This window comes from Flavivirga spongiicola (assembly GCF_030540825.1).
Taxonomy (GTDB): Bacteria; Bacteroidota; Bacteroidia; order Flavobacteriales; family Flavobacteriaceae; genus Flavivirga; species Flavivirga spongiicola.
The window spans coordinates 432120-457171 of sequence record NZ_JAUOEO010000001.1; the positions used below are offsets into that span (position 1 = coordinate 432120).

Annotated in this window: 21 protein-coding genes; 8 read left to right on the forward strand and 13 right to left on the reverse strand. The window is 32.1% G+C overall.

Annotated elements, in window-relative coordinates:
* Positions 1 to 101 precede the first annotated feature (101 nt).
* The 5 genes from lysA to Q4Q47_RS01540 all read left to right on the forward strand — a co-directional run bounded on the left by lysA (position 102) and on the right by Q4Q47_RS01540 (position 8795).
* Positions 102 to 1343: a diaminopimelate decarboxylase gene (gene lysA, locus Q4Q47_RS01520; protein ID WP_303304889.1), complete on the forward strand. Its 1242-nt coding sequence runs from the start codon at positions 102 to 104 to the stop codon at positions 1341 to 1343.
* Positions 1344 to 1564: 221 nt separating this feature from the next.
* Complete coding sequence (locus Q4Q47_RS01525) at positions 1565 to 2749, forward strand: DUF1624 domain-containing protein (protein ID WP_303304890.1); 1185 nt, start codon at positions 1565 to 1567, stop codon at positions 2747 to 2749.
* 1 nt (position 2750) lies between these two features.
* Positions 2751 to 4049 carry an APC family permease gene (locus Q4Q47_RS01530; RefSeq protein ID WP_303304891.1) on the forward strand — a complete coding sequence of 433 codons (1299 nt, stop codon included), beginning with the start codon at positions 2751 to 2753 and terminating at the stop codon, positions 4047 to 4049.
* A 34-nt stretch (positions 4050 to 4083) separates the two neighbouring features.
* Positions 4084 to 5505: an amidohydrolase family protein gene (locus Q4Q47_RS01535; protein WP_303304892.1), complete on the forward strand. Its 1422-nt coding sequence runs from the start codon at positions 4084 to 4086 to the stop codon at positions 5503 to 5505.
* Positions 5506 to 5552: 47 nt separating this feature from the next.
* Complete coding sequence (locus tag Q4Q47_RS01540; RefSeq protein ID WP_303304893.1) at positions 5553 to 8795, forward strand: S41 family peptidase; 3243 nt, start codon at positions 5553 to 5555, stop codon at positions 8793 to 8795.
* A gap of 178 nt (positions 8796 to 8973) precedes the next feature.
* Here the strand turns inward: Q4Q47_RS01540 and Q4Q47_RS01545 are convergent, their stop codons facing one another.
* The 4 genes from Q4Q47_RS01545 to Q4Q47_RS01560 form a co-directional block, all read right to left on the reverse strand.
* Positions 8974 to 9531: a hypothetical protein gene (locus Q4Q47_RS01545; RefSeq protein WP_303304894.1), complete on the reverse strand. Its 558-nt coding sequence runs from the start codon at positions 9529 to 9531 to the stop codon at positions 8974 to 8976.
* A 7-nt stretch (positions 9532 to 9538) separates the two neighbouring features.
* Positions 9539 to 9787 (reverse strand): hypothetical protein, encoded by a 249-nt coding sequence (locus tag Q4Q47_RS01550; protein WP_303304895.1) that lies wholly within the window; start codon positions 9785 to 9787, stop codon positions 9539 to 9541.
* Between the two features lie 88 nt (positions 9788 to 9875).
* Positions 9876 to 11240, reverse strand: coding sequence for a M20/M25/M40 family metallo-hydrolase (locus Q4Q47_RS01555; protein WP_408612148.1), 1365 nt, complete (start codon positions 11238 to 11240; stop codon positions 9876 to 9878).
* Positions 11241 to 11377: 137 nt separating this feature from the next.
* Complete coding sequence (locus tag Q4Q47_RS01560) at positions 11378 to 12229, reverse strand: PPK2 family polyphosphate kinase (protein WP_303304897.1); 852 nt, start codon at positions 12227 to 12229, stop codon at positions 11378 to 11380.
* A 436-nt stretch (positions 12230 to 12665) separates the two neighbouring features.
* On the opposite strand from Q4Q47_RS01560, the gene Q4Q47_RS01565 reads away from it, so the two are divergent.
* Both Q4Q47_RS01565 and Q4Q47_RS01570 read left to right on the forward strand, forming a co-directional pair.
* Positions 12666 to 13181 (forward strand): flavodoxin family protein, encoded by a 516-nt coding sequence (locus tag Q4Q47_RS01565; RefSeq protein ID WP_303304898.1) that lies wholly within the window; start codon positions 12666 to 12668, stop codon positions 13179 to 13181.
* A gap of 164 nt (positions 13182 to 13345) precedes the next feature.
* The gene (locus Q4Q47_RS01570) at positions 13346 to 14110 is read left to right on the forward strand and encodes a hypothetical protein (protein WP_303304899.1); all 765 of its coding nucleotides are present in this window, start codon (positions 13346 to 13348) and stop codon (positions 14108 to 14110) included.
* 148 nt (positions 14111 to 14258) lie between these two features.
* Here Q4Q47_RS01570 and Q4Q47_RS01575 read toward each other — a convergent pair whose 3' ends face one another.
* From Q4Q47_RS01575 to Q4Q47_RS01615, 9 genes are all read right to left on the reverse strand, one after another.
* The gene (locus Q4Q47_RS01575; RefSeq protein WP_303304900.1) at positions 14259 to 15422 is read right to left on the reverse strand and encodes a sigma-54-dependent transcriptional regulator; all 1164 of its coding nucleotides are present in this window, start codon (positions 15420 to 15422) and stop codon (positions 14259 to 14261) included.
* A gap of 84 nt (positions 15423 to 15506) precedes the next feature.
* Positions 15507 to 16400: a mechanosensitive ion channel family protein gene (locus Q4Q47_RS01580; RefSeq protein WP_303304901.1), complete on the reverse strand. Its 894-nt coding sequence runs from the start codon at positions 16398 to 16400 to the stop codon at positions 15507 to 15509.
* A 1-nt stretch (position 16401) separates the two neighbouring features.
* Positions 16402 to 17715, reverse strand: coding sequence for an ABC transporter permease (locus Q4Q47_RS01585; protein WP_303304902.1), 1314 nt, complete (start codon positions 17713 to 17715; stop codon positions 16402 to 16404).
* Positions 17716 to 17719: 4 nt separating this feature from the next.
* A complete protein-coding gene (locus Q4Q47_RS01590; protein ID WP_303304903.1) occupies positions 17720 to 18646 on the reverse strand; it encodes an ABC transporter ATP-binding protein in 927 nt (308 codons plus the stop codon).
* A 653-nt stretch (positions 18647 to 19299) separates the two neighbouring features.
* Positions 19300 to 20418: a molecular chaperone DnaJ gene (gene dnaJ / locus Q4Q47_RS01595; RefSeq protein WP_303304904.1), complete on the reverse strand. Its 1119-nt coding sequence runs from the start codon at positions 20416 to 20418 to the stop codon at positions 19300 to 19302.
* Positions 20419 to 20427: 9 nt separating this feature from the next.
* Positions 20428 to 20979, reverse strand: coding sequence for a nucleotide exchange factor GrpE (locus Q4Q47_RS01600; protein ID WP_303304905.1), 552 nt, complete (start codon positions 20977 to 20979; stop codon positions 20428 to 20430).
* Positions 20980 to 21494: 515 nt separating this feature from the next.
* Positions 21495 to 22400, reverse strand: a complete 906-nt coding sequence (locus Q4Q47_RS01605) for a TIGR01777 family oxidoreductase (protein ID WP_303304906.1) — start codon at positions 22398 to 22400, stop codon at positions 21495 to 21497.
* A 155-nt stretch (positions 22401 to 22555) separates the two neighbouring features.
* On the reverse strand, positions 22556 to 23245 hold the full coding sequence (mnmD, locus tag Q4Q47_RS01610; RefSeq protein ID WP_303304907.1) for a tRNA (5-methylaminomethyl-2-thiouridine)(34)-methyltransferase MnmD: 690 nt from the start codon (positions 23243 to 23245) through the stop codon (positions 22556 to 22558).
* 112 nt (positions 23246 to 23357) lie between these two features.
* Positions 23358 to 23861: a DUF4920 domain-containing protein gene (locus Q4Q47_RS01615; RefSeq protein WP_303304908.1), complete on the reverse strand. Its 504-nt coding sequence runs from the start codon at positions 23859 to 23861 to the stop codon at positions 23358 to 23360.
* A gap of 94 nt (positions 23862 to 23955) precedes the next feature.
* Here Q4Q47_RS01615 and Q4Q47_RS01620 point away from each other — a divergent pair, with 94 nt between their 5' ends.
* On the forward strand, positions 23956 to 25023 hold the full coding sequence (locus Q4Q47_RS01620; RefSeq protein WP_303304909.1) for a branched-chain amino acid aminotransferase: 1068 nt from the start codon (positions 23956 to 23958) through the stop codon (positions 25021 to 25023).
* The last annotated feature ends 29 nt before the right edge of the window (positions 25024 to 25052 follow it).

Sequence of the window (25052 nt, forward strand, 5' to 3'; positions counted from 1 at the left end):
AATTGTTAAATAATTAACAATGTGTTTAATTTGTATAATTTTTTAACTATTTGCTTTTTATTTATTCTAATAAAATATCTTTGACAAAAATTAGAAAAATTATGTTAGAAAATCAATTGCTGAAAATTGCACAAGATTTTGAGAGTCCAGTTTATGTATATGATGCTGAAAAAATTGAAAACCAATACAAAAGGCTTACTAGTGCCTTTAAAAATGTAAAAAAGCTTAAGATTAACTATGCAGTTAAAGCATTATCTAATATATCTATATTAAAACTTTTAAACACACTAGGATCTGGTATCGATACAGTATCTATTCAAGAGGTTCAACTTGGTCTGGCTGCAGGTTTTTTACCTGAACAGATTATTTTCACACCAAATGGCGTATCCTTAACTGAAATAGAAGAAGCGGCTAAATTAGGTGTTAAAATCAATATTGATAACCTTTCAATATTAGAGCAATTTGGAACAAAACATCCAAAAACACCTGTATGTATTCGTATTAACCCACATGTTATGGCTGGTGGTAATAGTAATATTTCGGTTGGGCATATCGATTCTAAATTTGGAATTTCTATTCATCAGATACCACACATTTTACGTATCGTAGAAAATACTAAAATGACTATTAATGGTATACATATGCATACAGGTAGCGATATTTTGGATATTGAAGTCTTTTTATATGCCAGTGAAATATTATTTGAAACTGCTAAACAATTTAAAAATTTAGATTTTATTGATTTTGGCTCTGGATTTAAAGTACCTTACAAACAGGGAGATATTGAAACCAATATTGAAGAGTTAGGAAAAAAACTAACAGCAAGGTTCAACGAATTTTGCAAAAATTATGGAAAAGATCTAACCTTAGCTTTTGAGCCTGGTAAATTTTTAGTAAGCGAATCCGGAAGTTTTTTAACTAAAGTAAACGCTGTAAAACAAACAACCTCAACAGTATTTGCACAAGTAGATTCTGGATTTAATCACCTTATTAGACCCATGCTTTATGGATCTCACCACGATATTGTAAATATATCTAACCTAAAAGGACGTGAACGTTTTTATACAGTGGTAGGTTATATTTGTGAAACAGACACTTTTGGAAATAACAGACGTATCAATGAAATTAATGAAGGTGATATTTTATGTTTTAAAAATGCGGGGGCTTATTGTTTCTCTATGGCCAGTAACTATAATTCCAGATACCGACCTGCTGAAGTTTTATGGTATAAAAACAAAGCACATTTAATTAGAAAAAGAGAAACTTTTGAGGATATTACTAAAAATCAAATTGAAATTGATTTCGCTGTTAAAAAAGAAAAACAAACAACTCTAGCAAAATAAGTATTTTATCCAAGTACCTGACAAAAATTAATTTTACGTTAACTTCTTATTATAAGACCTGTCAGGTTTTAAAAACCTGACAGGTCTAAAAACATATTACTAAATAGCCCACGTTCATTGTTGGCTATTTTTTTTTATGCAATAAATTCACTAACATTGATATGCCTTTGAATTTATTTAATTTTTTCCTTTTACAGTAACTAATCAAAAAACATAAAAGATTGGCTCTAGTAAAATCAACACGCATTGAATCTATAGACATTTTAAGAGGTGTTGTAATGGTTATTATGGCATTAGATCATGTTAGAGACTTTTTTCATTTTGGTGCTTTTAGTAGTGACCCTACAAACTTAGACACTACAACTCCCTTTTTATTCTTTACCAGGTTTATAACACATTACTGCGCACCTGTTTTTGTCTTTTTAGCAGGTACTTCTGCTTATTTATACGCTACAAAAAGGAGCAAGCCTGAGTTGTTCAAATTTTTATTGACCAGAGGGATATGGTTAATTTTTTTAGAACTAGTTTTGAATAATTTATTATGGTGGTTTGACTTGACCTATAGCTTTATAGCACTTCAAGTAATTTGGGCTATTGGTTTAAGTATGGTTTTTCTATCTTTTTTAATTTATCTCCCCAAAAGAGTGATCCTAATTATTGGTATCATATTAGTTGCAGGTCACAACATTTTAGATGGGATAATTATGCAAGGAACAAGTTTTAAGTCCATAATATGGTATATATTACACCAACAACAGTTTATGCCTGTAGATTCTGCTCGCTTTCTGGTATTTGCTTATCCAATTATTCCCTGGATTGGAGTCATGGCTTTAGGGTTTTGTTTTGGCTCTTTTTATAAAAAAGGTTTTAATATTGCCGTACGTAAAAAATGGTTAGCTATATTGGGTATTAGCTCAATAGCACTATTCTTTATCTTAAGAGGGCTCAACGTTTACGGTGATTTAGTACCGTGGTCTGCTCAAGATACCACAACAAAGACTATTCTATCGTTTTTTAAAATCACTAAATACCCGCCTTCGTTAGTATTTATATTAATAACTATTGGTCCTTCGCTATTATTTTTATATGGTATTGAAACTATTAAAAATAAAATTTCAGACTTCTTTTTAGTATTTGGACGTGTTCCTCTATTTTACTATTTCTTGCATGTGTTCGTCATACATGTTTTAGCCATTCTTGGCCTTTTAATTTTTGGAGGTAATTGGAAAGACATGATACTATCTTCTAACGCTTTTAACAACCCAAATTTTGCTAATTACGGTTATTCACTATTTATTGTTTATTTAGTATGGATAGGCGTTATAGCACTTCTATATTTCCCATCTAAAAAATATATGATTTACAAAACCAATAATAAAAATAAATGGTGGTTAAGCTACTTATAATATGAATAAAAAAGAAGAAGATTTAAAAAGAAGTGTTGGTGTTTTAGGATTATCTGCCAATATTATCAATATCATTATAGGTGCAGGTATTTTTGCGCTGCCAGCTGTTATAGCTTCAAAAATGGGTGCTTCTAGTATTATAGCCTATATTTTTTGTGGTATTTTAATAGCATTTGTTATGCTATGTTTTGCTGAAGCTGGTAGTAAGATAACCAATACGGGGGGGCCTTACACCTATATTGAAACGGCATTTGGTAATTATGCCGGGTTTATAGGAGGTATTTTTGCCATAAGTGGCACCTTGTTTGCAGACGCAGCAGTATCGAATGCCTTAGTGAATATATTAGCATCTGCTTATCCCGTTTTTGAAAATGACTGGGTTCGATTATTATTTCTGTTTATAATTTTCTTTGGACTGGCTTGTATTAACATTATTGGATTAAAACAAGGTATAGGCCTGGTGAAATTTAATACGCTTGCCAAATTAATACCCTTACTTTTACTAATACTCATTGGATGGAAAGGCGTATCATTTAACAATCTATATATTGATGCCATGCCAGGTATTAGAGAGCTAGGAGAAGCATCATTGATTTTATTCTTTGCTTTTCAAGGGGCAGAAACAGGGCTTGTTGTTGGCGGTGAAGTTATAAACCCAAAACGTACCGTTCCTAAGGCTATTTTTATTAGTATTTTAACGGTAGTATGCATCTATGTATTAATTCAAACCGTATCACAAGGAGTTTTAGGTAGTGATTTACCCAATTTTAAAGCATCTCCACTTGCAGAAACAGCTAAAGTTGCTTTTGGTCCTATTGGATTTACCATATTATTTATAGGAGCTATCGTTTCCATGTTTGGTTTCTTAAGTGGCTCGATACTTAATAATCCAAGAGTTCCGTATGCGTTATCCAGAGACAAAGTGATCCCATTAAAAGCATTGTCTAAAATTCATAAATCATTTAAAACACCATATATAGCGATTATCGTATATGCAACTATAGGTTTTACATTCTCAGCAACAGGTAGTTTTGAAAAATTAGCAGTTATTGCCAGCAGCGCTATGCTAATTATTTATTTAGGCGTAGCATTATCAGTTATAAAATTGCGTAAATCACAAAAACCTAAAGAAGGTGAATTCAAAATCCCTGGAGGCTATACAGTACCTATACTTTCAATTATTATTATTTTATACTTCCTGTCTAATTTATCAATAAAAGAAATGATAGTAACAGCTGCGTTTATAGCTATTTTAACCATTATTTATGGTATATTTAGAAAACTAAACAAAGTAGATTAAAATAAACGCTACACTTAAATTAAGTCGTAACAGTATGAACTCTAAATTTTTGACATTATTATTATTATTATTAATAACGTTTCAATTAAATGCCCAAAACTTTACTCCTCAGGTCAAAAATTTTATTCTCGTAGACACAAATAGTGTTGCTATTACCAATGTAAAAGTAATTGATGGTACTGGAGGCCATATAAAAAACAATCAGACTATTATTATTGAGAATGATAAAATTAAAAGCATTGGCCATTCAAAAACAATAAAAATACCATCAAAAACTTTAATAATTGATGGTTCAGGAAAAACAGTTATCCCAGGACTAGTCATGCTACATGAACATATGTTTTATACTAAATTCTTTGAAAATTGGTTTAGTGTTGGACAAATGACATTCACTTTCCCAAGGCTATATTTGGCAGGAGGTGTCACCACCATGCGCACCGGAGGAAGTATTCAACCTCAAAGCGATTTAAATGTTAAAAAATGGATTAATGAGGGAAAAATGACTGGCCCAAAAATGGACGTTACAAGTCCTTTTATAGAAAGAGAAGGGCCACCAATTGCAGAGTTGGGTTTTATTAAAGACACTAAAGAGGTATCCGAAATTGTTAATTTTTGGGCAGATAGAGGTGTAACATCATTCAAACTGTATAACAATGTTACTAAAGAAGACATGAAAGTGTGTATAGAAGAAGCTCATAAACGTGGATTAAAAGTGACAGGTCATATATGTTCTATAACATACGAAGAAGCTTCTAACTTAGGTATTGATAATTTAGAACATGGTTTCATGACAGCATCTGATTTTATTGAAAATAAAGAATCTGACATATGTGACCCCTTCGAATCCAGAAAATCTTTAACAAATGAACCTGTTGATAGTCCTAAAATAAATGCCCTTATAGATTTATTAATAAAAAATGGAACGACCATAACAACAACACCAAATGTTTTTGAACCATGGACGGATCGAGAACTAATTCCTGGAGGCGGAGAAGATGCTGTTGCCCCTCAAGTACTTAAAGATGTTAAAGGCATCTATGATAGATCTGCTAATAACGATTCTCAACATCTTCATCGGTTTAATAAAAATTTAATTTGGATAAAACGTTTTTATGAAAAAGGTGGTAAACTGGTTGCGGGAACAGATCCTACAGGTGCTGGGCGTACCGTTGCTGGTTATGCTAACCAACGAACTATTGAAATTTTAGTTGAAGGTGGTTTTTCTATTCCGGAGGCCATAAAGATTTGCACACTTAATGGTGCGAAGTTTCTTGAACAAGATTCTAGCATAGGTACCTTAGAAATAGGTAAAATTGCCGACCTTATCCTAATTGATGCCGATTTAGAGTCTGATATAAAAAATATTAGAAATATGGAAATTGTGTTTAAAGATGGTGTTGGTTTTGATTCCAAAAAACTATTCGAATCGGTAAAAGGAAAAGTAGGATTGTACTAACCAAATCATATAAATATTTCAAGTATAATTATTTAAAAACCTAGTTAATGAAAACATCAATTAAAAAATCATCAGTTCTAAACTTAATTTTTTGTATCACGTTATTTTCTTCAATAAGCAGTTATGCTCAGGGCACACGTTTATTGTCTCAACCAGCTATAAGCGACTCTCATATTGCATTTATTTATGCTGAAGATTTATGGGTAGCCAATAAAGATGGTTCTAACCCTAAACGACTTACTATTGATGAAGGTATAGAATCTAACCCCATATTTTCGCCCGACGGAACTAAAATTGCATTCAATGCACAGTATGATGGTAATTCGGACGTTTTTGTAGTACCTGTTTCTGGTGGCATACCAAAAAGACTGACTTGGCATCCTTATAACGACTTGGTTCGTGATTTCTCAGCAGATGGCTCTACTGTATTTTTTGTATCCCAACGCAATTCACATACCAATAGATATTTTCAGCTATTCTCAATATCAGTAAACGGTGGCACCGTTACCCAATCAGAAATTCCAAATGCTTTTTGGGCATCCTATTCAGATAACGAAAAACAGCTTGCTTATACTCCAATTTACGATGTATTTAATCAGTGGAAACATTATCGAGGTGGTAGCATTTCTCGTATTTGGGTATACAATAATAATTCACATAAAGTAGAAGAAATATCAAAACCAACTGGTGGCTGTAATGATAGCAATCCACAATGGTCTGGAGATTATATATATTTTAAAAGTGATAGAAATGGTGAGTTTAATTTATACAGCTATCATGTAAGCACAAAATCAATTAGTCAATTGACTCAGTTTAAAGATTTTTCTGTTATTAGTTTATCTGCCAATAAAGATAATATCATATTTGAACAAGCAGGCTACTTGCATGTCTACAATATAGCTTCTCGTAATGTAACCAAACTTAACATTAATATTACTACTGACTTATTAGAGTTAAGGCCGCGTTATGTATCTGGTAATAATTATATAAGAAGCGGGGCAATTTCTCCATCTGGCACACGTGTCGTAACGGATTTTAGAGGAGACATTATCACTATTCCTGCAAAAAAAGGAGATCCTAGAAATATTACCAATACACCAGGTGTTCATGAAAAGTACCCTTCTTGGTCTCCTAATGGAAAACATATTGCCTATTTTTCTGATGTTTCTGGAGAATATGCATTACATATTCAAAATGTTAGTGACGGAAATACTAAAAAGATCGCATTATCAGGTCATGGTTTTTATGCTCATATACATTGGTCACCGGATAATAATAAAATAGCTTTTGTTGACAATGGAAGAACCTTATACGTGCTTGATATAACCACCAGTAAAACAAACAAAATAGCCTCAGATGTGTTATATATACCAGGTGTGTTTAGGGAGTTATTTGGAGATTGGTCTGCGGATTCTAATTGGATTGCTTATACCACAATTACCGAAACCAATTTTGAGCAAGTTCACCTTTACTCGCTTTCAGAAAATAAGTCTTTTATGCTTTCGGATGGTTTATCAAACATAACAAGTCCCGTTTTTGATCCCAGCGGAAAATATCTTTATATGATTGCTTCTACCGATGCCGGTCCTGTAGTTAATTGGTTCGATCAATCTAATCAAGATATGGAATTAAGTCATTCTATTTATTTAGTAACACTTCAAAAAGAAACACTTTCTCCTTTTGCAAAGGAGAATGATGAAGAAGAAGTTAAAGACGATTCTCCTAAAGATGATGATAAAGATAAAAAAGAAAAGGAAACGCCTTTAAAAATTGATTGGGACGGTATACAAAACAGAATTGTGGATATTCCTATAGCTTCAGGTATATATCAAGATTTAGGTATTGCAAAAGAAGGTGTATTATATTATTTATCAAGAACACCACACGGACGTAAAACAACATTGCATAAATATGATTTAAAAGAAAGAAAAGATGAAAGCATTATGGCCGCCGATTATTTTGAAATTGCAGCTAAAGGTGATAAAATGCTATATACAATTGATGGTAAAATAGGAATCACCGATACAGGTAAAAAACCCAAAGACGGATTAATAAATACATCAAATGTACAAGTAAAGATTGACCCCATTTCTGAATGGAAAAATATCTTTTATGAGGCTTGGAGAGTCAATAGAGACTACTTCTATGATCCAGGAATGCATGGCGTAAACTGGAATGCCATGAAAACTAAATATGAAATTTTTCTACCGCATATTGCTTGTAGAAGTGATTTATATAGAATGATGGGTTGGATGTTTAGTGAATTGGCTGTAGGCCATCACCGTTTTTCTAGTAGAGGTGATCGTATGAACAATCCGAAAAGGATTAATGGAGGCTTGTTAGGTGCTGATTATGAAGTAAAAAATAATTTGTACCGTATTAAAAAAATATATGGTGGTTTAAATTGGAATCCAAATTTACGTTCTCCTCTAACAGAACCGGGAGTAAATATAAACACAGGTGATTATATACTCTCTGTGAATGGTAAAAATGTAACTTCTAAAGATAACCTTTATAGCTTTTTTGAAAATACAACCAATAAAATTGTAACACTTAAAGTCAGCTCAAGTTCAAATGGAACCAATGCACGTCGTGTAAAAGTAACTCCTGTAGGTAATGAACGGGCATTGAGAAATAGAGCATGGATTGAAAATAATATTAAAAAAGTTGATAAAGCTACTAACGGACAAGTCGCTTATGTGTACGTGCCAAACACCGCTGGTGCAGGTCATGAATACTTTAAACGTTACTTCTTTCCTCAAGCAACTAAAAAAGCGGTTATTATTGATGAGCGCTTCAATGGTGGTGGACAATTAGCTGATTATTATATAGATATTTTAAAGAAACCTGAACAAGCTTATTGGAACTTCCGTTATGGTAAAGACTTAAAATCTCCAAGTGCTTCTATACAAGGGCCTAAAGTTATGATAACAGATGAAACTGCTGGTTCTGGTGGCGATTACTTACCGTGGATGTTTAGAAAATTTAAATTAGGAACTATTATTGGAAAACGTACCTGGGGAGGCCTAGTAGGCGTTTTGGGCTATCCTGAATTTATTGATGGTGGTATCGTAACTGCACCAAATGTAGCCTTTTATACAAAAGATGGTTTTAGGGTTGAAAATGAAGGTGTAGCTCCAGATATTGAGGTTGAACAATGGCCTGAACAAGTTATAAAAGGAGAAGATCCGCAGCTAGAAAAAGCCATTGAAGTGGCTTTAAAAGGGCTGAAAGAAAATCCACCAAAAACTATGAAGCGACCAGACTATCCGATAAAAACTAAAAATTAATAGATATAGAAATGAGGTCTGAAAAGTTCATTTTTTTTGTCATTCTGAGGAGCACCAAAGTGCGACGTGAGAATCTGTTTGTTCTTTTATCTTAATTTAAGTTTTGAGGACATAATAAACAGATTGCCACAGTCGTGCCTCCTTCGCAATGACATGAAATAGTACTTTTCAGGCTTTTTTACTCTCTCAGTTTTCCGCTAAAAACACTCACCTTAGAATTAAAAGGGTTACCCGAAGCACGACGCAGCATAACCACTTGACCACAATGCCATAAAGCATCAGCTATGGGGCCATTAATAATATTCCAAAAAGGAAACCTATCATTATCAAATTGAGATACATCATCCATGGTTCTTAAAATATCAGAGGTCTTTTTTAAATTTAATAACGTTTGCTTTCTTTTATCTTCAAAAGAGCGCTCGGTTTCTTTACTTCTTTCCCCTTGTTTAGATACTGAATTAAGAATAAAATTTGAAAGCCCTAATATATGATCAACAGTTTCTGCACTAGTACGCCCTGTCTCACTAGGCTTATAAATAAGGTCTTCATCACGTAAACCTTCAGTAGCCCAATAATAACGGAAACCCAATCCATCTACCATTCTGGCGGCAACAGTTCCTGCGGTATAGCTTTCCGGATGATCAGGTATTTGATAATAAGGTAGTTTCTCTTTTTCAGATTGTGCTACTACAAATGTTGATAATAGTAAAGCAAAAATTATAGTAAGTTTATTCATTCTTATTTTATTTTGGTTCTAATGACATGACGTAATCGTAGCTTTCATTTAAATAATGAGATACATTATCTAAATCTTTTAACATACTTTCTGGTATTAATACGTAGCCTTTCATAACTGCTCCGTATGATTTATAGATCGACGAATCGAATTCCTTTATATACTTCTCTTGTACTTCTTTTGAAAATCTGATTCCTATTTCACAATCTTTATTAAAGAGAGAAAACATATATCCATTAGCAGAAGTATATGGCATCGTTTTCCCTTTTCGTTCAAATCTGGGGCATTTGTCAACGAGTTGATCATAAATCTTTAGTTTCTCATTCCACATAATTTCCTTGTGATTATTTTTTTATTTTTTTCTCATTTGTAATGGGATTAACGCCATATTTATCAAACAAGTAAACTAATGCCGTCATGGTAGCAGCTCCTAATTCTAATTCACGTTTATTAACAGCATCAAATGTATCATTACTGGCATGATGATGATCAAAGTAACGTTGCGAATCAGGTCTTAACCCTGCCAATACATTGGTCTCAGTTTTAAGAGGGCCTACATCTGCACCACTGCCTCCTTTCTCAAAATAATGAATTAAATAAGGTTTAAACAACGGTTGCCAGCTTAATACTTGGTTAAAGCTTGCATCATTGCAATCAAAAGAAAACCCTCGTGGTGTAAACCCTCCAGCATCACTCTCTAAAGCAAATACATGGTTTTCTCCTTTTTGTTTAGCGACTTCTGCATATTTGTTTCCACCTCGCAACCCGTTCTCTTCATTCATAAATAATACAACTCTAATACTTCTTTTTGGTTTTATTCCAGATTCTTTTAATAAACGCAACACATCCATAGATTGTACAACGCCAGCACCATCATCATGAGAACCATCACCTAAATCCCAAGAATCTAAATGCCCACCAACAATCATATATTCATTTGGAAACTCACTCCCAGTTATTTGCCCAATAACATTATGAGATAAGACATCTTTAAATTGTTTACAATTTTGTTTAAAATAGAATTTTATTGATTTATCAAGCTTTAACATGGTGCTTAATAACTGAGCGTCATTAGTGCTAATAGCAGCAGATGGAATACGATCTGCTACAGGCAAATCGTCATAAGTCATACTTCCCGTATGTGGAAAATCGTCTAATCTTAAATTCATAGATCGAACAATAACGCCAACAGCTCCGTACTTTGATGCTTCAACGGCTCCACTATAACGCTGGTTTACGCATCCACCATAAGCCTCAAATGTACTAATTAAATCAGCTTGCATTGGTCTGTTAAAGAACACTATTTTACCTTCTATATGCTCTTTACCAAGCGCTTCCAATTCTTCAAAATTTTTGACTTCAACAATATGTGCCTTAAGACCAAGTGCTGGAGTCGCAATGGAGCCTCCTAAAGCACAAATATTAACTGTTGTTGTTTTTCCTTTCTCAGATTCAATGTATGCATATTCCTTAAAACCACGCACCCATTTAGGAACCATTACCGGTTGTAACCAAACTTTATCTAAACCTAATTTATCAAGTTCTTCTTTTGTATAATTAACTGCTTTTTCAGCATTTAAAGATCCAGATAAACGCCCACCTATTTGGTTCGATAAATGGTTTAACCAATCGTAACTTTTACCATTAGTTAAGGATGTGCTATAGATTTTCTTCAGAGTTTGAGCATCACTTTGGGAGTATACACTCATTGAAGATATGAAACCCAAAAGACATACTAACAATTTAAATTTATTCATGTAACAATTTTTAAAATTTAAAGATACTATTAATTAAAAGCTTAAAATCTAAAAAAAATCATAAAAAACTATAGCCTGTCACAATGTATTTATTCGTTATTTAATTCTTTTTTATACATTTCAAGATTGGCCTTAATAGCATCATCAAGTTCAGGTTCTTCTATATCACTATATGCACTTAAAACATCGTACATTATTTTAGCCACTGTATAACGTGCTGTTGGTTTATCATCAGCAGGGATAATATACCATGGTGCATGTGGTTTAGAGGTTCTGTTTATAGCATCTTCATAACATACTTGATAGGTGTCCCAAAGTTTACGCTCTTTTAAATCACCTGGAGAAAATTTCCAATTTTTTTCTTGTTTTTCTAAACGGCGGAGCAATCTGTTTTTTTGTTCTTCTTTTGAAAGGTTTAAGAAAAATTTAAAAATGACAGTTCCATTTTCAGCTATATGCTCTTCAAAATTATTAATCTGCTCAAAGCGCTTATCCCAAAACGTATCATCAATAGCATCAACAGCATTTACTGTTGGAATATTTTCACCTAAAATATACTCTGGATGCACTCTTGTTACTAATACATTTTCATAATGCGTTCTATTAAAAACACCAAATTTACCACGAGCAGGAAGCGCGATATAATGTCTCCAAATATAATCATGCTTAAGTTCTAATTCTGTCGGCACTTTAAAACTATGAACCACAACGCCACGGGCATTAAAATCTTTAAAAACTTCACGTATTAAACTGTCTTTCCCAGAAGTATCCATCCCTTGTAAACAGACTAAAACAGCATATTTACCATGTGCATAAATAGTATCTTGAAGTTTGCCTAATTTTTTTCTAACAATTTTTAATTCTTTTTCTGCATTATCGATTACAACTTTAGTTTTAGAATTTTTTAATGATATGTTTGTGGTTACTTTGTAATTGTCCATTTTATGAAGTTTATGTGATTATACCATTTTATATTTAAATTTACCGTAATAAAACGCCCTTTTTTCCTTTCTATTTCAAAAGAAAAAGAAACCGTAACGGAAGCTATGCTTTATTTTTATTATTTATATAAAGAAAAAAAATCATCATTTTCTTCTACGACAAATTCAAATATAAAATGGTATTAAATATATAAAAATGCAATCGATTATATCATATTAACTATTAATTGTTTCTATTGAAAACAATTTAATGAGCACCTTTTAAATTGTTCCTTTGATTATATTTTTTAATAATTATGAAACGAACATTAACAAATTTTAAGCATTTTTTCACAAAAGGGAATGTTTAAAATTTTTAATGTGAGAACGGAGTGGCTACACACGTTCTCAATTTTATAATTAATATATAATCAAATAATTACTAAAATTTAAACGTGTGAAAAGAAGTGTAATAATACAAGGAAGCTCCAGGAGTCATGGAGATACTAGCAAAATAGTAAATTATATAGCTACAAATAACAATATTGACGTTGTTGATTTGTATACAAAAAATATTGGGCATTATGACTATGACTACAAAAATGAAGGTGATGACTTTATAGGCTTAATAACACATATTGTTGAAACCTACGACACTATCATTTTTGCTACACCAGTTTATTGGTATAGTATGAGTGGCATTTTAAAAGTATTTTTTGATAGAATTTCCGATTTAATTAGAATACATAAAGATACCGGCAGAAAATTACGTGGTAAAAATATGGCTATGATTAGTTGTAGTAATCATGATGATTTAAAAAAAGGTTTTTCTATGCCATTCGTAGAATCTGCAAACTATCTGAGTATGCTTTATTTAGGAGACATTCATACCTACATTGAAAGCGATACTATAAATAATGAAGTAAAACTTAGAATCGATAAGTTCATAAAAACTATAAGCAATGCTATATAATCTCTAGTCATACAAATCATTAAATTGAAATCTTAATCCTACAGAAACATTCGTTGAACGGTAATTAATCACATTAAAAGCGTATTATTTCGACAAAATGCATGGATATGCGTAATGTTTTTAATACATTGCAAACCCTATTTATGTTATGAAAACCAAATGTTATGAAAAATTATTACTTATTATTCTTTCTAATCACGTCATTAGTTGTTAATGGGCAAAGTAATTATGATGATGCTAATTCTTATCTGGTTAATGCTTACTCCCACGTTAAAGATTCATATGATTCTAACAATATAAATCATTTAAAATATTATGCTAACAGGTCTTTAGAGTCTTTTAAACTTGCAAAAGAACCATTGACTGAGTGTGATTGTGAAGTTGTTAAAGAACTTACTGACAAATGTATTGATTTATTAGCGAAAGTTGATGCTGCTGAAACTTTTGAAAATGGTCGTTTTTATGTAAAACGCGCTAGAGATTATAGTAAAAATAGCGTTATAGAAATTGACAAATGTTCAGCTTCCAATCCTTCTAACAATGTTGCAGAAGTTTCTGAATATCAAGATCAAGACGATGGCCTTTCTGAATTACAAAACGAACAGTTAAAACTAAAACAGCAACAAGAAGCTTTAAAGCTTAAAGAACAGCAAATCAAAATGAAATTAGCTGAGCAAAAAGTAAAAGAATTAATGATTAAAAAGAAAAAAATAATTCTTTCTTATGAAAATGCTATTTCGTCAAATGTTAACACTTACAACGAAACATTAAACGCTTGTGGATGTATTAATTATAAGCCTTTTAGAGACAATAAATCGCTTGAAGATATGACAGAAAAAAGTATCGGGGATGTAAAAACTCATTACATCGAACGTATTAGATCTATGGCTTCTGAATACTTATCACTACTGAATGGTTGTGACAAATAAGCCATAGCATATTAAAGTATAAAAAAGGAGTTTAAAAAGTAACATGTTTTGTCATTTAGAGCATAGCGAAGAATCTTATGTGTCTAAGAGATTCTTCATTGCATTCTGAATGACATCTTTTAGGCTCCTTTTTTATAAATAATTCTATTTACTTAGAAGCAAATAACTTAACATCTTCCTCACTTACCTCGCTACCACCAAGAATGATTAAGCGTTCTACTACATTTCGTAACTCTCTAATATTCCCTGTCCAATCGTAATCTTGAAGTAATTTAATAGCTTTATTTGAAAACGTTTTTTTCGCAGTTCCTTGTTCGCTGGAAATCTTATCTGTAAAATGATTTACTAATAAAGGAATATCGTCTCGTCTATCATTTAAAGCAGGTACTTGAATTAATATAACGGCTAGTCTGTGATATAAATCTTCCCGAAATCTTCCTTCAGCAATTTCCTTTTTCAAATCTTTATTTGTTGCTGCAACGACACGAACATTTACCTTAATGTCCTTATCACTACCTACTCGCTGAATACGACTTTCTTGTAAAGCTCTAAGTACTTTTGCTTGAGCTGGTAAGCTCATATCTCCAATTTCATCTAAAAAAATAGTACCACCATTCGCTGCTTCAAATTTACCAGCTCTGTCTTTAACTGCACTTGTAAAAGCGCCTTTAACATGGCCGAATAACTCACTTTCAATAAGTTCACTAGGTATCGCTGCACAATTAACTTCTATCATAGAGCCCTTAGCTCTGTCGCTTTTTTGGTGCAACCAATGTGCTACTAGCTCTTTTCCTGTTCCATTAGGACCTGTAATAAGTACACGAGCATCTGTTTGTGCTACTTTTTCAATAATACCTTTTATATGAGAAATGGCTTCACTTTCTCCAATCATTTCAAAGTTTTTGCTTACTTTCTTTTTAAGCAATTTGTTTTCAACTACTAATTCTTTTTTATCTAAAGCATTACGAACTGTGTTCAGTAGCCTATTTAAATCTGGTGGTTTTGATATGTAATCAAAAGCTCCTAAACGCATCGTATTTACTGCTGTGTCTAAATCACCGTGCCCAGAAATCATGACAATGGGTGTTTCGGGTTTTATCTTTTTTACTGCTTCTAATACTTCAACACCATCCATTTTTGGCATTTTTATATCACAAAGCACTAGATCAAAATCATCATTTTTAATTTTATCAATACCTATTAAACCATCTTCAGCTTCTTCTACTTGGTAGGTATCATTCTCTTCTGAAAGAATTTTAACTAGCACACGTCTAATCGCTGCTTCGTCTTCTATTACTAATATTTTCGGCATTTTATTTTAGATTAAAGAATACAGATGGAAATATAAGTCATCCATACTCAAATTATATTTTTTTTAAATCTTTTTCCTTATTCTCTAGCTCCCTTTATTCTGGGAAATAACATGTATGTCTCTTTGAGGGAATGGAATACTTATATTATGTTCTCTAAATATTTTATCAATCGCAAATCTTAAATCACTTTTTGGAATTACAGCTTGGAAGCTATCATTAATAGTCACAATCAATTTAAAATTGAGTGAACTGTCTGCAAAATCTGTAAAAAGGACTAATGGTTCCGGGTACTTTAAAACATCTTTATTTTCTGAAGCTACTTGCAAAAGCAAACTTTTTACAAGGGCCACATCGCTACCATAGGCAACACCAACCTCTACACTTTCTCGTGTTTTTGTTCCATTTTGCGTCCAGTTATACAAACTATTAGTTAAATATAAATGATTAGGAATTACCAACACTTTATTATCAATAGTCACAGCTCTTGTTGTTCGGAGTTTAATTTCTTCAACGCGTCCAACTTTACCTTCCAATTCAATAATATCACCAACATGAACAGATTGATCTATTAAAATAAAAATACCAGAAATAATATCTTGGAATAATGTCTGTAAAGCAAGACCAACACCTATTAACAAACCTGCTGAAGCAGCTAAAACAGCATTTATATTAACACCTGCTGTACTAAAAGCTATTAACAATACAATAAGATAAATAAACCACCGTGTAAATGAGAACACTGTAGCAAACTTAGCTTTATCTTCTTTTGGTAATTTACGCGTAACTAATCGTTTAACTAGAGAAAGAATGATATTAGTTAATATAAAAAAGACGCAAACTAAAAGAAAAAAGCCCACAGTTATTTTAATAGTTTCTGCCTCATTTTCATAAAGTATAAAATCAATGAAGTCCATAAAACTTTCCCAAATCGAACTTTTTGTTATAGTCTCTTCTATTTTTTCTAAATTTTGATTCATTTTAATACTTAATCCATTTGATTAATTCCTTATAACTCGGTTTTTTACCATACATTAAAATACCAACTCTGTATATTTTGGCCGCAAACCAAACTGTAAACATAAACGAACCAATTAGTAGCAATAATGATACCAATTGTTGCCACAGAGGTACTCCAAAAGGAATACGCATAAGCATAACCACTGGTGATGTTAAAGGTATAAAAGAAAATACTGTAGACACCGTTCCGTGTGGATCTTCAATAACTGTAAAGATACCAATATAAACAGCTAAAATTAAAGGCATTATTATCGGCAGTAAAAACTGCTGCGTATCTGTTTCATTATCTACCGCTGCTCCAATAGCTGCATATAGTGAACTATACAACAAATAACCTCCAATAAAGAATAGTATAAACGCCATAATAAGATTCATTAATGGTAAATTTTGCAAAGCTGTTTTAAAAGATTCAAAATAAAAATCTACACCAGAACCGTCCGAAGCTAATTGCATTAATTCTTGTTGTGGCGTTGTTGAATCAAATAAATTAACACCTATCACTAATGAAACAATAGTCATTAAAAGACCTCCAAAAATCATCCAAATAATAAACTGTGTGATGCCTGCCAGCGAAGTACCTATAATTTTACCAAGCATTAACTGTACTGGCTTTACAGAAGAAATAATAATTTCTATTATTCTACTTGTTTTTTCCTCAATGACACTACGCATAATCATATTACCATAAATAATGATAAACATAAACAACAAATACCCAGCAGCAATTCCAAAACCAAGTTTAGCAAAACTATCTATTTTTGATGTTTTTTCACCTTCAAAGCTTTCTTGAGCTATGTCAATTCTTATTTTTGAAGCATTTATTAAATTAAGATCTATACCTTGCTCTTGCAGTTTAATATTTGTAAATGTCTTTTCTAATTGGCTCTCCAAATTAGAAATTAAAGTAAGTGATGGTGATTCTTCTGAATAGAACTTAATATGGTTGGCAACTGTTTCCATAGTATCAAATTTATCTATATGCAACAATCCATAAGAAGCAGTTTCCTTTGATATTATTTTAGCTTCTTCTAAGGACATATTCTCTAGAATATGATAGGTTGTTTTTTCTGAGTTCTTAAAAACATTTTTTACGAATCCTGATTCATCCAAAACAGAAATAGTACGTACTTTATCATTATTTAACTGTGCTAAATAAGCAACAACTGCAATGAGTACTATCATTATAATAGGACTTAAAATAGTCATCACTATAAATGACTTATTCTTAACCTTTGTTAGATATTCGCGTTTTATTATAAGCGGTAAATGGTTCATAAAATTAATTATTCTTTACAGTTTGAATAAAAATATCGTTTACACTTGGTATTAATTCAACAAAATGAGAGATCTCTCCTTTAGAAGTTAAATAACTTAATAAATCGTTTGGCTTATCAGTTTCAGAAAGTTTTATATTTAGTTTTAATTCGTCTTCTAAAGTTTTAAAATTGGCTGTTGAAATATCAAACTTATTTGTTAACTCTTGTTCTAAAATTTCTTTATGATTTGTTCGAATACCAACCTCGTAAGTATTTATTTTATAGTGTCGTTTTACATCAATTAGTTTACCATCAAGGATTTTATTCGATTTATGTATCAGTGCAATATCATCACAAAGTTCTTCAACAGATTCCATTCTATGAGTAGAAAAAATAACCGTAGCACCTTCTTCTCGCAAACGTAAAATTTCGTCTTTAATTAAATTGGCATTTATAGGGTCGAAACCTGAAAAAGGTTCATCAAAAATTAGAAGTTTTGGCTGATGTAATACTGTAACGACAAACTGTATTTTTTGAGCCATTCCTTTAGATAGTTCCTGAATTTTCTTATTCCACCAGTCTCCTATCTCTAAGCGTTCAAACCAATATTTTAGACGTGTTCTGGCTTCTGCCTTGCTCAAACCTTTTAACTGAGCTAAATATAAAGCTTGCTCCCCTACTTTCATAGATTTATAAAGACCACGTTCTTCTGGTAAATAACCAATATCTTTAATATGAGTAGGTTTAAGTAATTCACCATCTAGATGCACCTTTCCATGATCTGGCATCGTTATTTGATTTATAACGCGTATGAGTGTTGTTTTGCCTGCTCCATTGGGCCCTAACAAACCAAAAATACTGCCTTTAGGAACCGTAATTGACACTTTATTAAGTGCTCTAAAGTCTCCGAAGTTTTTAGAAACCTCTTTAACTTCTAGTAAGTTGTTCATTCTTATTTTTTAATTGACTTGATATATGTAAATATATTAAATGTTATAAACTAACATATTGAACTTATTTTAACTTTTTATGATTCTTTGCAAAATCATCTCATTCTACAACGAGTCAGGCTATTTTGCCATTATATTTTAGCTTTGTATTACTCTATAGCACTTCTATGCAGTTCAAAAAAGCTTTCACCTGAGAACAAATTTCATTTTTCGGTTGAATAAAAAACTAAGATGAATTCATTGAATAATACAGTAAAACACTCTAAATAAAAGGGTTAACTTTATAAAAAACAAAACCCACCCTTAATAAATTAAGGATGGGAAAAAAATTGCTATGAAAAAGAAAAATTACCACTAAAATAAATTAGTGATAATTCAAATATAGTTATTTTTTATATACTAATACCTATTAAACCTCAAAATGACGCATATAATTCGCTTCTTTTTCACTTATATTTCTCCAAAAAACAGAACCATAGCTTGGCTATTCTTATATTTTTTGACTTATCTAAGCAAAAAAATAATTCAAATTATTTATGCATTATTTTGAAATTCAATTGGTATAATAACAAAACCATAAGAGAACTTTCTTTTATAGTTTAAAAATTTTGTGTGTATAAACCTAGTCCTTTATTACTAAAAATGTCCTCCTTTTATGAGAACATATCTTTTACTTTCTCAAAAAATGATTTATCAGAACTTTCCGGTTTTGGCTCGAAATGTTCATCATTTCTCATGGATTCAAAAAATTCTTTTTGGTTCTTATTTAAAGTTTTTGGTGTCCATACATTTACATGCACTAATAAGTCACCTTTACCATAACCGTTAATACTTGGTATCCCTTTTCCGCGTAAACGTAAAATTTTACCAGATTGTACACCAGGCTCTACTTTAATACGCACTTTACCAGTTACAGTGTCAATTTCTTTAGAAGTACCTAAAACAGCATCTGGATAACTCACATATAAATCGTAGTGTAAATTATCTCCTTCACGCTGTAATTTATCATGTGCCTCTTCTTCAATAACAACTATAAGATCTCCTGAAATGCCATTTCCTGGAGCTTCATTCCCCTTACCCGACACTTTAAGCTGCATACCATCTACAACGCCTGCAGGTATTTTTATAGAAACAGTCTCTTCGGCAACTTTTAACCCTTGAGAATCTGCATCACTTGGCTTCTTATCTATGGTTTGCCCCGCTCCGCCACACACATTACATGGTGCAGATGTTTGCATTCTACCTAAGATCGTATTTGCTATACGTGTTACTTGTCCACTACCATTACATGTAGAACATGTTTTATAGGTGGTTCCTGGTGCCTGAACCTTTCGTTTTACTTTTACTTTTTTCTCTACACCATTGGCAATTTCCTCTAAAGTTAATTTTACACGAATACGGAGATTACTCCCTTTTACACGACGTTGGCCACCGCCACCACCAAAACCTGAGAATCCGCCACCGCCAAAACCACCACCAAAAATATCACCGAACTGGCTAAAAATGTCATCCATATTCATGCCGCCACCGCCAAAGCCACCACCATTTTCAAAGGCTTGATGACCAAATTGATCGTAACGTGCTTTTTTATCTGCATCACTCAATACCTCATAAGCTTCGGCTGCTTCTTTAAATTTAGCTTCAGCTCCTTTATCATCTGGATTCTTATCTGGGTGAAATTCAATTGCTTTTTTTCGGTAAGCTTTCTTTATTTCAGCTTCAGTAGCTCCTTTATTAACTCCTAATATCTCGTAATAATCTCTTTTTGCCATGTCTATATTTTATTGCCCTATAACAACTTTTGGAAAACGAATTACTTTCTCACCAAGCTTATATCCTTTTTCAATAACATCAATAATTTTTCCTTTTAAGTCGTCACTAGGTGCTGGTATTTGGGTAATAGCTTCATGATCATCAGCATTAAAAACATCTCCTTTTTCCACCTTAACAACTGTCAATCCTTTTTGCTCTAGAGTTTTTATTAATTTTTGATAAATTAATAAAACCCCATTGCGTAACTCTTCTGCTTCTTTATCTTCCTCTATATGAGTTAATGCACGCTCAAAATCATCAAGAATCGGCAATAACGTTTTCATCACATCTTCACTTGCTGTCGAAAATAACTCAATACGCTCTTTAGCAGTACGTCGTTTATAATTTTCAAATTCGGCAAATAAACGTAGAAACTTATCTTTTTCTTGTTTTAATTCTGCTTGAAGCTTCTCTTCTACTGTCTTTTCTTCAACAACCTGTTCTTCAACTTCAATAGTTTCATTCTGTACGCCGTCTATTTGATCGCTTTCTATATCGTTTGTTTTTTCTTTCTTACTCATTACTGCATTTAAATTTTATACAAATACTAAAATTAGTTGGCAAAAGTACTGCCAATATTATAAAAATGTCATAATGTCATTAAATATTTTTATTTTTTTTGAATGTGTTTAAATGAAAGACATTACAATTATTAATATCATTCAGAAGCCTGCTTGTCGGCAGACAGGGAGGAACGGCTGAAGAATCTAAAAATGTTTTTTATTTTATTGGTAAGAATATAAACGTAATAATTATGTGCTCTTTAGTTTTTATTTAACGAAGTGGTTTAAACTTTTTTGATTGAAGCGAAAAATAGTAATTTTATTCCCAAATAAAGGCTTTTTTGAGATGCATAGCATCGCTACGGAGTAATAAAAAGACAAAATGTGGGGATGAAAGGACATTTTGCAGCCAATTATAAAAAGTTTAAACCACTTCAATTTAAATAGAGAGATTCTTCGACTCCAACAACTGTCGGAATGCTAAGAATGACAAAAATACGTAAGCACACTAAATACAGTGATTCAAAAAAACTTTAATCAAGCAAATCTTCTAAAGCAGAGCGCAAATGATGATATTTAAAAAGAAAACCTTTATTTTCTATTTTTTTAGAACTTACCCGTTGGCTTTCAAATAATAACGTATGCATCTCACCTAATACCGACTTTAAAAAAAATTTAGGAATATTTGGTAAAAATAATGGTTTGCTCATCACACTAGCTATGGTTTTTATGAGCTCATTATTTGTAACTGGGTTTGGAGCTACACCATTGTAAATACCATTTAGGTTATTTTCTACAGCATATAAAAACATATTAGCCAAATCTTGAACATGAATCCAAGACTGCCATTGCTTACCACTACCGAAAGCAGCCCCCAATCCAAACCTAATAGGTTTAACCATTTCTTGAAGTGCACCGCCTTTTTCAGCCAAAACCAAACCTATTCTTATTTTGGAAACAGCAATGTTTAATTTAGTAAATGCATCAACTTCTTGCTCCCATACCTGTACGACTTCACTTAAGAAAGAATGACCTATATTTTTAGAGTCTTCTTCATAATAATTAGTTAAGGAGCCTGAATAAATTCCAATAGCACTTGCAGAAATAACTTGTTTTATAGTATGGGTCTCTCCTTTTAATGCATTAATTAGTAACTGAGTTGTTACCTTTCTACTTGATAAAATTTCTTTTTTATAAGGTATTGTCCAACGTTTAGATACGGTTGCACCTGCCAAATGTATAATGGCATCAATATTTTTAAAACAACCTGTATCTATATCTTGGGTTTTAGGATTCCAATAAAATCCTCGGTAATTTTCTGTTTTGGATATTTTAGAATTATTGGTCGTCAAATAATTAACTGCAATATCCCTTTCCTGACAAAGTTTTACAATCTCCTGCCCTATTAAACCTGTCGCACCTGTTATTAAAACTCGCATTTTCTTTTTTTATTAAAGTTACGAAAAGGCATATCAGTTTGCTAATGATTTATATTAGGTTTAACAGTCTGAAGATATTTTGGGTTCCAAGTAACGCAGTAATAATGAGTATTAAACCTTTTTACTAGCTCTTAACATTTAATGAATCATAATACTCAAAGCCTTTTTGTGGCTCTGAGCATTTCACGTTTACCAGGGGGGCCCTGTAAACGTTCAACTGTGAAATCTACAGCTTCCATAGCACGACGCACACTTCCTTTTGCTGAATAGGTTACCAAAACACCTCCTGCTTTTAATGCATTGTACATTTTCAAAAATATAGACTCTGTCCATAATTCTGGTTGTACTCTAGCCCCAAAGGCATCAAAATATATAATATTATACATATCTTTTTCTTTAATTTCTGAAAAAAAACGATTTTGCTTTTCTATAGAAAAATTTTCGGAAATGATATGTTTTTCCTCCCAAGAAGCTTTATGAAGTTTTTTAAAAAGAGGCGCTTTATTTTCAACGTTTAATTCTGTTGGATAATTTAACTGATTAATTTCGTCCATTAAAACAGGATAACCTTCGACGCCAAAATAATTAATAGTAATATTTAATTTTTCTGCTTCTAATAAGGATATAAAAGCATTCAACCCAGTACCAAAACCAATTTCCAGAATGGATATATCTTTATGAGACCCTGAAACAAGTTCAGAATGACTAAAGTGATGTAAGCCATGTTTTATAAACACATGATAGGCTTCTTGTATGGCACCGTGCTTAGAGTGGTATTGCTCATCCCAATCGGGTAAATGAATAGTTGATGAACCATCGGCTGTTATGACTACTTCTCGTTTCATGTGTTCATATCTATTGTTTTTTATTTGTCACACCTGTCCAGCTATAAACGAAATGTAACATCTACAATGCTTGTGGTTAAAATAAAAAATAAGAAAGTTAGGATGTTTCAAATTATTGTTTTAGTAAAACACCATCAGCTTCAAACGAGTAGGTTCTTTTAGGCTCGGTAATAGCTGCAATGTCTTTAGCAGATTTCCCCGCATCTTCTGCATAATGCCTCAATTCATCAATAGTGACTTCTTTTATATAAGCTTTTCCATTTATAACAACCTCTTTGCCAGCGATATCTTTAGGTACAAAAAAACCATAATCTTTAAACTTTACCATCACTTCATTGCCATCTTCTAAGTTTAAAGTCATCCAACACCCTTTTGCCTGACAGACACTATTAACTTTAGCTATCATTTTAGAATTAATGGAATCTCCAGTATTCATAGTTTTATAGTGTGATGCCATAGAAGTAGCAGCAATAGCATCATCTACAATAATCTTTTTTCCAAAAGAGGCATATTCAATAGCTTCTATTTCGGGTACAATTTCGGGTTGTTCTTCACTTTTCTTTTTGCAAGAATTTAACATTAAAACACAGATAATTGCTAAGGTAATTGACTTCATGTTATGAATATTTCAATTTTAAACGATTTATGTAAATATACCGTTTTTTTAAAAACGTTTTTACTTAAATTTGTACTATTAAATAACTAGACTTATGAATTCTATAATCAACAATATTGAGATTATAAAAGCCAAAACTACTAAAATAAATGATGTAGATTTTGACAATTTAAAATTCGGGCATGTATTTTCTGATCACATGCTGGAATGTACTTTTAAAGATGGTGAATGGCAAGCTCCTAAGGTCGTTCCTTATCAAGCTATTAGTTTAGATCCATCTTCTAAGATTTTTCATTATGGTCAATCTGTCTTTGAAGGTATGAAAGCCTACAAAGATGCGAATGAAGATACCTGGTTATTTCGCCCAATCGATAATTTTAAACGTTTAAATATTTCATCAAAACGTTTAGCGATTCCAGAGCTACCAGAAAGTTATTTTATGGATGGCCTTAAAACCTTATTACAGGTTGATAATGATTGGATTCCTAAAAAAGAAGGAAGCTCTTTATACATAAGACCTTTTGTTTTTGCTTCTGGAAATGGTTTTCATGCATCTCCTGCTGATGAATATAAATTTATCATAGCCTGTGCGCCTTCTGGTTCTTATTTTTCTGGAAAAGTAAAGGTCTTAATTGAAGAAAAATACTCACGTTCTGCTAATGGTGGTGTTGGTTTTGCAAAAGCAGGTGGAAACTACGCTGGGCAATTTTACCCAACACAATTGGCTATTGAAAAAGGGTATCAACAAGTTATTTGGACAGATGATAATACCCATGAGTATATTGAAGAAGCTGGTGCCATGAATATCTTTGTTCGTATAAATGATACACTTATTACCGGACCAACTAGCGATAGAATTCTAGATGGTATCACCCGTAAAAGCATTATTGAATTAGCTGAAGCTGAAGGTATTCCTGTAGAAGTTAGAAAACTATCTGTTCATGAAGTCGTTGCTGCTGCACAAGACGGTTCTTTAAAGGAAATGTTTGGAGCAGGTACTGCTGCTGTTATTTCGCCAATTGCAGGTTTTGGTTATAAAGACTCTGATTTTGATCTACCAGAATTGGAAAACACTTATGCAAGTTCATTAAAGAAACGCATTACCGATATACAGACCAATAAAGCCGAAGATCCTTTTGGTTGGAGATATAAAGTTGAATAAATTTATATTTATAAAAAAGGTCTAAAAAG

Bases quoted from the DNA above. Each gene is read 5' to 3' on its own strand.
- lysA (WP_303304889.1), top strand. From the start codon at position 102: ATGTTAGAAAATCAATTGCTGAAAATTGCACAAGATTTTGAGAGTCCA.
- Q4Q47_RS01530 (WP_303304891.1), top strand. From the start codon at position 2,751: ATGAATAAAAAAGAAGAAGATTTAAAAAGAAGTGTTGGTGTTTTAGGA.
- Q4Q47_RS01535 (WP_303304892.1), top strand. From the start codon at position 4,084: ATGAACTCTAAATTTTTGACATTATTATTATTATTATTAATAACGTTT.
- Q4Q47_RS01540 (WP_303304893.1), top strand. From the start codon at position 5,553: ATGAAAACATCAATTAAAAAATCATCAGTTCTAAACTTAATTTTTTGT.
- Q4Q47_RS01545 (WP_303304894.1), bottom strand. From the start codon at position 9,531: ATGAATAAACTTACTATAATTTTTGCTTTACTATTATCAACATTTGTA.
- Q4Q47_RS01550 (WP_303304895.1), bottom strand. From the start codon at position 9,787: ATGCCATATACTTCTGCTAATGGATATATGTTTTCTCTCTTTAATAAA.
- Q4Q47_RS01555 (WP_408612148.1), bottom strand. From the start codon at position 11,240: ATGAGTGTATACTCCCAAAGTGATGCTCAAACTCTGAAGAAAATCTAT.
- Q4Q47_RS01560 (WP_303304897.1), bottom strand. From the start codon at position 12,229: ATGGACAATTACAAAGTAACCACAAACATATCATTAAAAAATTCTAAA.
- Q4Q47_RS01570 (WP_303304899.1), top strand. From the start codon at position 13,346: ATGAAAAATTATTACTTATTATTCTTTCTAATCACGTCATTAGTTGTT.
- Q4Q47_RS01575 (WP_303304900.1), bottom strand. From the start codon at position 15,422: ATGCCGAAAATATTAGTAATAGAAGACGAAGCAGCGATTAGACGTGTG.
- Q4Q47_RS01580 (WP_303304901.1), bottom strand. From the start codon at position 16,400: ATGAATCAAAATTTAGAAAAAATAGAAGAGACTATAACAAAAAGTTCG.
- Q4Q47_RS01585 (WP_303304902.1), bottom strand. From the start codon at position 17,715: ATGAACCATTTACCGCTTATAATAAAACGCGAATATCTAACAAAGGTT.
- Q4Q47_RS01590 (WP_303304903.1), bottom strand. From the start codon at position 18,646: ATGAACAACTTACTAGAAGTTAAAGAGGTTTCTAAAAACTTCGGAGAC.
- dnaJ (WP_303304904.1), bottom strand. From the start codon at position 20,418: ATGGCAAAAAGAGATTATTACGAGATATTAGGAGTTAATAAAGGAGCT.
- Q4Q47_RS01600 (WP_303304905.1), bottom strand. From the start codon at position 20,979: ATGAGTAAGAAAGAAAAAACAAACGATATAGAAAGCGATCAAATAGAC.
- Q4Q47_RS01605 (WP_303304906.1), bottom strand. From the start codon at position 22,400: ATGCGAGTTTTAATAACAGGTGCGACAGGTTTAATAGGGCAGGAGATT.
- mnmD (WP_303304907.1), bottom strand. From the start codon at position 23,245: ATGAAACGAGAAGTAGTCATAACAGCCGATGGTTCATCAACTATTCAT.
- Q4Q47_RS01615 (WP_303304908.1), bottom strand. From the start codon at position 23,861: ATGAAGTCAATTACCTTAGCAATTATCTGTGTTTTAATGTTAAATTCT.
- Q4Q47_RS01620 (WP_303304909.1), top strand. From the start codon at position 23,956: ATGAATTCTATAATCAACAATATTGAGATTATAAAAGCCAAAACTACT.